The 434-nt window shown below is 71.0% G+C and carries 1 protein-coding gene; it reads right to left on the minus strand.

The window, feature by feature from the left end; all coding sequences use genetic code 11:
• A partial coding sequence (locus H6A23_RS11240) for a hypothetical protein (protein ID WP_204832259.1) occupies positions 1–434 on the minus strand: 434 nt, incomplete at both ends.

The following is a 434-nucleotide window of genomic DNA, read 5'->3' on the forward strand; positions in this document are numbered from 1 at the left end:
GCGCCCGGCGCGGCAGATGGCCGGCCAGTTGCCGTTGTGGACGCGCATGAGGCAGCCGAGGTTCATGCGGAAGGGGCCCTGCGCCACGAAGGAGATGCGGTTCTCGTCGTAGTATCCGGGCAGGGTCTCGTGGCAGAAGAACGAGAACCACGTCAGCGCCACGAGCATGAGGAGGCCTCCGGCGACGGCCGGGTCGGAGAGCGCCTGGAGGAGCAGGTCGATGTTGCGGGAGAAGACGATGCGCGCCGTGAGCGCGCCCCATGCCGCCACAACCAGCAGGAAGGCCACGACCCGCAGCGCGCGATGGCGCCCGGTGAGCGCCGTGCCCGAGAGGCCGAGCGAGGTCGCGATGAGGCGGTCCGCCTCCGCGCGCTCGACGCTCTTCTCGCCGGGCGCCTCGGCGCAGGACATGAGCTCGGAGATGGAGAGCCCGA

This window comes from Olsenella uli, from assembly GCF_016900775.1.
In the GTDB taxonomy this organism is placed as follows: Bacteria; Actinomycetota; Coriobacteriia; order Coriobacteriales; family Atopobiaceae; genus Thermophilibacter; species Thermophilibacter uli_A.